The sequence below is a fragment of the Methylobacterium nigriterrae genome (assembly GCF_037106235.1).
Taxonomy (GTDB): domain Bacteria; phylum Pseudomonadota; class Alphaproteobacteria; order Rhizobiales; family Beijerinckiaceae; genus Methylobacterium; species Methylobacterium nigriterrae.
Genome location: NZ_JBAWTG010000207.1, coordinates 1 through 5,869 on the forward strand (window position 1 = coordinate 1; position 5,869 = coordinate 5,869).

Sequence of the window (5,869 nt, forward strand, 5' to 3'; positions counted from 1 at the left end):
ACTCCGGCGTGAACGTTCGTTTCGTTGTCCCCATCAGACACCTTCCAGCCCCCATGGGAGCGTAGCAGAGGTGTCCACTCATTCAGAGGAGGATCAGGATGTCGACGACGGAGCACGGCGTGAGCGCGCCCAGCCGCATGTCGCGCGCGGAAGGTCCGGAGCTGTGCATACGGCAGAGGTCGCCCGGCACCACGAAGGAGACGATCCGGCGACCGCCCTGCCAGAGGGTCTTGTAGCGCCCGGCGATGCCGCTCATCACGAGGTAGATGCGATCCGTGTTGTCGTAGACCGCGATGTCACGCCGTACAGGAACAGAGCGCCGGTTGAGCGTGAGCGCCTCCAAGGCTGCCCGCTCGACCTGCGAGAGAACAGCGCCGTGCGCGAGCTTTCGAACGAGGGGGTTGCTCATAAGTGCAAGCGCCATCAGCTCACGTTGGGAGCCGAACTGAGAGCATGCCCAGAGATCCAGCGAGGTACGCTCGTGCCCGGCTCACCCGACTTTTGACGGTACCCACCTGACAGCCGACGAGTTCGGCTGCGGCCTCGTAGGTCAGGCCCTGCGCGGCCACGAGCAGGAGCGCCTCACGTTGGGGTGGGGGTAGCTTCTCGAGCATCGCCCAGACCTTCTGCAGCTCGATCCCATGCTCCTGGGCAGCCGGCGCCGTCAGCTGCGCGGCCAGCCCACCGTCAGCGTCCTCAACCTCGCGCTTGCGCTTGCGGCACTCGGTGTAGAACTGGTTGCGCAAGATCGTGAACAGCCACGCCATCAGGTTCGAGCCGGGCTCGAAGCGATCCCGGTTCGTCCACGCCTTGAGCAGCGTCTCCTGCACAAGATCGTCAGCCCGCTCTGGGTGCGCGGCCAGCGACATAGCGAAGGTGCGTAAGCTCGGGACGGCGGCGACAAGATCATTGCGGAATGTGGAGGCGGTTGGTGCGCCGTGAGCTGTGAGTGTCGCGTCGAGCCGCGCGATCAGGTCGAGCAAGCGCTGAGGCAATTGCTCCTGCACGAGGACAGCGTAGAGCACCTGCAGCTGCTGCCCGAGGTGATCGCGCGACGAGGCCGGAAGGCGGGGCTGTGCAGAGGAAGGCGCCTCGATCAGAGACAGCACCTCTTGGCCGGCCTCGCACTCCACACGGTGCTCGTGGGCCCTCATTGTGGTCGCTGAACCCTCTGCATCGCTGAGCGCCCGGAAGGTCGCTCAGCCCTTATACAGTGAACCACATACAAGGTCCACACCGTACCGCTCAAGCTGATGACGCAGTGCCCGGAAATGCTCGCGTGGAAATCTTAAGGCTGATCTGCGTAGATGCCGGCCATGGCACGCCGCGTGACCTACAAGGTCTTTGACCGCTCCGACGGGCGGTTCGATGTCGTGGTGATCCTCGGCACAGGCTCGCTGCATCAGCGGGCCGGGTTCATGACGCTGGCCGAGGCAGAGGAGTGGATCGAGGGCTTGCGGGTGCTCATGGCGGCCTGCGGCGCACCTGTGACCGAATGGTCTGACGGCGCTTCAACTGAGGTCTCCCCGTGGGCGAGTGAGGCACTCAGTGGTGTGCTTCCAGCTCGCGCAGCCGCTCGGCCTCGGCGGCGCGGGCCTGCCCCTCGGATGGGTCCAGCTCGTCACAGCGCCGACGCAGCTTGCCGCGATCATGAATAGCTCAGGTGAAATGTTCGGCCGCGTTGCGGCTGGCCGTGATCTCCAGCCTCAGCGCTCTGAGGTGCAGGACCATCTCATCGAGACGGCTGTGGATGCGGGAGAGCGCCGCACCGGGCTCGAGCTGTATCACGGCGTACGGCGAAGGTCGGCGGGGAGCCTTATGAGATAGGCGGCCGCGTGAGTGCGAGCGGCGAGCACGAATAGGCACATTTGCCGCCCTAGTATATCACTATACCAAGCACCAACATTCATCTGGAGTGGGGTTAGAGATGAAGCGCCGTCATGCTGAGGTCCAAGCCGCTGCCTCGGTCAACGCCATCATCTCCTTCGATCTGAGCGCTGCGGCGGCCTACTTCGAGAGGCTCGGTCAGACCTCCGTTGCCACCTCTCTGCGGGAGCGTGCGGCCGACCTGCTGGCTGAGACGGCTCGTCTGCAAGGCCTGTTGGACGAGGTGCTGCCAGTTCTCAGTCACTCGTCGCGTTTTCCGGGCGTGCGCGCGACGGAACACGTCCGCGGCTCCGGGCTAACCCCACCGTCGGGAGGTTGTGCGTCGGCCGACGGTCCCGGCTCGAAGAACCCGAAGCCGTGATCACAACCGAACGGAACGTTCATGCGTGCTGCGCACCTCTCCGTTGGTCCGTTGAGGTATGCCTCAGTGGGCATCTTACTATCGGGAGGGCCTGCGCCACACACTCTCTGCGATGCGAGCCAACCATGTCTCGGGATCTCTGCTCATTGAGGTGGCACTATCGTTGGCGGCGTACACCGCGGAGTTGCCCTAGGAGGTCTCGCACCTCCGAAAATGTCATGTAATTATCACTCCAGCTCTCGCCACCAAACATGCTATACCACTGACGGGATTTAACTTTATGAGTCATCCCTGAGCACATAAAGTATATATCGTAATTTGATTGTATTTCTATCTTGTAATTAGGGACTATACCATTGCCTGAAACTCCTATGCGGACAGAGGATTGTTCCGTACTTAAACCACAAGCATAAAAATTGCCTAGAACACCGCGCACATATTCGACAGGGTCTCTCAGTGTATGGAGCACGTCCTTGATAGTAGCACTGTAGCCGAGCGGCGGTTCGTTCATTCTCCACCTCCTACACAGGCATAGCCGCGGGCCACATTGTAGGCCCGGCATGCCTCGGGCGAGATGGATGCGCGATCCACGCGGAGAGCGGCAGACCTGAAATCGAGTAGTGGAGCGACGTCGACGCCCCAGTCGGTATGTACTGATCCATACGCCAAGGGGGCGGGAGGTCAATGGGCTTCTGTAAATAAGTTTCAGATATGTGCATTTATTTGCATTCCGTGTACAGCTATTTGAGCCGAATGGGGGAGCCTCTTTTGATCCAACCGTCCCAATGCCGGGCCGCGCGCGCCTTGCTCAACCTGTCGCAAGCCCAGGTCGCCAAGGGTGTCGAGATGTCGGTCGTGACCCTCTCGAAGCTTGAAGCGGGCCGGACCCGCACACAGCGGTCAACTCTCGCAGCGCTGCGTCTCTTCTTCGAGAAGCAAGGCGTCGAGTTCATCCAAGCCGCAGATGGCAAAGGCGAGGGCGTGCGCCGGGCATTCGCGGTCGAGGAGGCGCTGCCGGCCGAGGCGCGCGAGACCACGTGACCTTCGAGGAGGCACTCGCCACACACCGCGGGCGGTTCGGCGAGTTGCCGCCGCTCATCCCGGCCACTGCCGACAGGCGCCTCGTCGCTCTCGTTGAGGAGGCGATGCGGCGCGGCTCGCCGGTCACGACCGAGGATGTGCTCGCCGAGAGCCCGGAGGTGCTCGCAGCATGGCGAGCGGAACCGACGCAGGTCCTCTTCTAGGCAGGCCGGGAGCGGCCGAGGTACAGCGGCCATAAGAAAGTGATCCGCCTGTGAGGTCTGTCACGCAGGCGATACGAAACCCTTTGCCCCTCGTAGCGTTACGTGATACGTACCGCGTCACAGAAAACAGCGGGACATGATCCAGAGCTTCGCTTGCTCCGACACCGAGGCCTTCTTCAAAGACGGTAGGTGCCATCGGCAGTGGCGAGCTTTCGAGAGTGTTGCCGCGCGCAAGCTCGACATGCTCGATGCCGCCGTAGAGCTTGGCGATCTCCGGTCGCCGCCCGGCAACCGACTTGAGACCCTGCGCGGAGATCGTTCCGGGCAGTGGAGTATCCGGATCAACGACCAATGGCGCGTGTGTTTCCGATGGGGAGCCCGAGGTCCAGAGGCCGTCGAGATCGTCGACTATCACTAGGAGGAGCTGCACATGCCACGCATTCGCACTCACCCCGGCGAGATCCTGAACGAGGAGTACCTCGTGCCGCTGTCGCTCAGTGCCCGACAGCTCGCCGAGGAGATCCACGTGCCGGCGAACCGTATCTCGGAGATCATCCGCGGCCGCCGTAGCGTCACGGCTGACACGGCCATCCGCCTCGCGCACCGCTTCGGCACGACTGCGCAGTTCTGGATGAACCTTCAGAACGCGCACGACCTGTCGAAGGCCGAGGCCACGACCGACTACTCGGACGTGCGACACCTTGAAGTCGCGTAGCTACCCAGCACCCCGGTGAAATGCCACCGCGAAGGTGGCGACGAGCTGCGCCGCCCACGCGAGCCCCGGTTCGATCCGGTAGACCACCCACGCATCCGGCCGGCCGGGGCGGGTCGCCACGATGGCGAGGCGGCTGCCGAGCCGAACAAGGCGCACGGCCCCGTCCGCGACGTTGGTGACATGCTCACCCGAGCCCGCGACCATGCCGCTTCCGGCGGGCGTGTCGCAAACCCGGAAACAGACCGCAGAAGGAGCTCGATGGCTCCGCTTTCATGCTTTGTTAACCGCCGGAAGTCCGAAGCAGACTGCCAGTAGCTGGTTCTGCTCGCGCACGGTCCAGGCGTCGGCAAAGCCAAAGCCCTTGCGCAGCCACAGCATGGCCTCGAAGCCCTGGATCGTGCGCCGGGTCGTATGGAACGAGCGGAAGCCTCCCACCCGCGGCATTGCCCGCTTGACCCGGAAGTGGTCGCTCTCGATCCCCTGCTGCAGGTGTTTGGTGACATCGGAGAGCGACATGCGGAGTTTCGAGGGAACGGCTTACGGCTCGCTCGACGCCTTCAGGCTGACCGAGCGCGATGTGCCGGCACCTTCAGCCGGTCAGGTGCGCATCCGCGTCGAGGCGACGGCGCTCGGCTTCGTGGATGGCCTGATCGTGCAGGGCCGCTACCAGATCAAGCCGCCACTGCCCTACGTGCCAGGCGGGGAGATCGCCGGGACAGTGGACGCCACCGGCGAAGGAGTTCGCCACCTCTCTGCAGGCGACCGCGTCGCCACGTGGCAGCTCGGCGGCGGCCTGTCGGAATACGCCATCGTGGCGGCCGACGAGGTTGAGCCAATCCCGGCGGCACTCGACTTTGCGAGCGCCGCAGCGATGCTGGTGGACTACCAGACCGCCCGCTACGCGCTGTTCGAGCGGGGCCGAGTTCTGGCTGGTGAGACGGTGCTGGTTATGGGCGCGGCAGGCGGAGTTGGCTCGGCGGCGGTGCAGCTTGCTGCCAGGGCCGGCGCACACGTCGTTGCCGCTGCCTCAACGGCAGAGAAACGCGACCGCGCCCGCGCGCTGGGCGCACAAGCGACGATCAACTCCGCAAGCGAGGACATCCGGGCCGAGATCAGGGCAGCCGTGCCGCGAGGCGTCGTTGACGTGGTGGTCGATCCGGTCGGGGGCACGACCTTCGAGGCTCTGTTCCGGTCGCTTGCCAAGGAGGGCCGCCATCTCGTGATCGGCTTTGCGGGTGGGAGCATCCCGGCGCTTCCGGCGAACCTGCCGCTGCTGAAGAGCGCGGCGCTCGTGGGCGTGGAGATCCGCCATTTCCTTGCTGCCTGGCCGGAGGATGCCCGTGCGGCCCGGACGGTGCTGTTTGAGCAGGTCGCGTCCGGCGCCTTGGCGAAGCCGCGGACCGCTCGATTTTCGCTGGCGCAGGCACATGAGGCTCTGGCTGCCACGTCACGGCGCGACAAGGCAGGCAAGGTTGTGGTTCTCCAGCACGCAGGAGCCAGTTCACCGGATCGTTGACGATCCTTGAGTTATGCCCACGATCCGCGCGGATCGTTTCCATAACGCCCAATCCGCGAGCGGCGCCTCATAGGAGCCGCGGGGCCCGTTACGCCTCGTCTGCACCTCCTCGTAGAGAGCGCGGCTCAGACCGAATATAGGGCAAG

At 64.2% G+C, this 5,869-nt stretch carries 9 protein-coding genes and 1 pseudogene; 6 read left to right on the forward strand and 4 right to left on the reverse strand.

What is annotated here, in order from left to right:
- Nucleotides 1–82: 82 nt before the first annotated feature.
- Entirely contained in the window at nt 83–409 is a 327-nt protein-coding gene (locus WDW90_RS34210; RefSeq protein ID WP_336492163.1) for a cyclic nucleotide-binding domain-containing protein, read from the reverse strand.
- 19 nt (nt 410–428) lie between these two features.
- Nucleotides 429–1,154: a NepR family anti-sigma factor gene (locus WDW90_RS34215; RefSeq protein WP_336492164.1), complete on the reverse strand. Its 726-nt coding sequence runs from the start codon at nt 1,152–1,154 to the stop codon at nt 429–431.
- 773 nt (nt 1,155–1,927) lie between these two features.
- Between WDW90_RS34215 and WDW90_RS34220 the strand changes: the two genes are divergently transcribed.
- The 5 genes from WDW90_RS34220 (at nt 1,928) to WDW90_RS34240 (ending at nt 4,207) form a co-directional block, all read left to right on the forward strand.
- Entirely contained in the window at nt 1,928–2,248 is a 321-nt protein-coding gene (locus WDW90_RS34220) for a hypothetical protein (RefSeq protein WP_336492165.1), read from the forward strand.
- Nucleotides 2,249–3,016: 768 nt separating this feature from the next.
- A complete protein-coding gene (locus WDW90_RS34225) occupies nt 3,017–3,289 on the forward strand; it encodes a helix-turn-helix domain-containing protein (RefSeq protein ID WP_336492166.1) in 273 nt (90 codons plus the stop codon).
- On the forward strand, nt 3,286–3,492 hold the full coding sequence (locus WDW90_RS34230; protein WP_336492168.1) for a hypothetical protein: 207 nt from the start codon (nt 3,286–3,288) through the stop codon (nt 3,490–3,492). Before WDW90_RS34225 ends, WDW90_RS34230 begins: the two co-directional genes overlap by 4 nt.
- Nucleotides 3,493–3,628: 136 nt before the next feature.
- Nucleotides 3,629–3,910 (forward strand): type II toxin-antitoxin system RelE/ParE family toxin, encoded by a 282-nt coding sequence (locus tag WDW90_RS34235; RefSeq protein WP_336492170.1) that lies wholly within the window; start codon nt 3,629–3,631, stop codon nt 3,908–3,910.
- Nucleotides 3,911–3,922: 12 nt separating this feature from the next.
- The gene (locus WDW90_RS34240) at nt 3,923–4,207 is read left to right on the forward strand and encodes a HigA family addiction module antitoxin (protein ID WP_336492172.1); all 285 of its coding nucleotides are present in this window, start codon (nt 3,923–3,925) and stop codon (nt 4,205–4,207) included.
- On the opposite strand, the gene WDW90_RS34245 is transcribed toward WDW90_RS34240, so the two are convergent.
- On the reverse strand, nt 4,208–4,411 hold the full coding sequence (locus tag WDW90_RS34245) for a hypothetical protein (protein ID WP_336492173.1): 204 nt from the start codon (nt 4,409–4,411) through the stop codon (nt 4,208–4,210).
- A 66-nt stretch (nt 4,412–4,477) separates the two neighbouring features.
- A pseudogene (locus tag WDW90_RS34250) lies at nt 4,478–4,708 on the reverse strand (DDE-type integrase/transposase/recombinase); the annotation flags it as partial.
- A 13-nt stretch (nt 4,709–4,721) separates the two neighbouring features.
- Between WDW90_RS34250 and WDW90_RS34255 the strand changes: the two are divergent.
- On the forward strand, nt 4,722–5,723 hold the full coding sequence (locus WDW90_RS34255) for an NADPH:quinone oxidoreductase family protein (protein ID WP_336492175.1): 1,002 nt from the start codon (nt 4,722–4,724) through the stop codon (nt 5,721–5,723).
- Nucleotides 5,724–5,869: the final 146 nt, after the last annotated feature.

What these genes read in the sequence shown, in the direction of transcription:
- WDW90_RS34235 (WP_336492170.1), top strand. Translation starts at nt 3,629, where the DNA reads ATGATCCAGAGCTTCGCTTGCTCCGACACCGAGGCCTTCTTCAAAGAC.
- WDW90_RS34240 (WP_336492172.1), top strand. Translation starts at nt 3,923, where the DNA reads ATGCCACGCATTCGCACTCACCCCGGCGAGATCCTGAACGAGGAGTAC.
- WDW90_RS34220 (WP_336492165.1), top strand. Translation starts at nt 1,928, where the DNA reads ATGAAGCGCCGTCATGCTGAGGTCCAAGCCGCTGCCTCGGTCAACGCC.
- WDW90_RS34255 (WP_336492175.1), top strand. Translation starts at nt 4,722, where the DNA reads ATGCGGAGTTTCGAGGGAACGGCTTACGGCTCGCTCGACGCCTTCAGG.
- WDW90_RS34210 (WP_336492163.1), bottom strand. Translation starts at nt 409, where the DNA reads ATGAGCAACCCCCTCGTTCGAAAGCTCGCGCACGGCGCTGTTCTCTCG.
- WDW90_RS34215 (WP_336492164.1), bottom strand. Translation starts at nt 1,154, where the DNA reads ATGAGGGCCCACGAGCACCGTGTGGAGTGCGAGGCCGGCCAAGAGGTG.
- WDW90_RS34245 (WP_336492173.1), bottom strand. Translation starts at nt 4,411, where the DNA reads ATGGTCGCGGGCTCGGGTGAGCATGTCACCAACGTCGCGGACGGGGCC.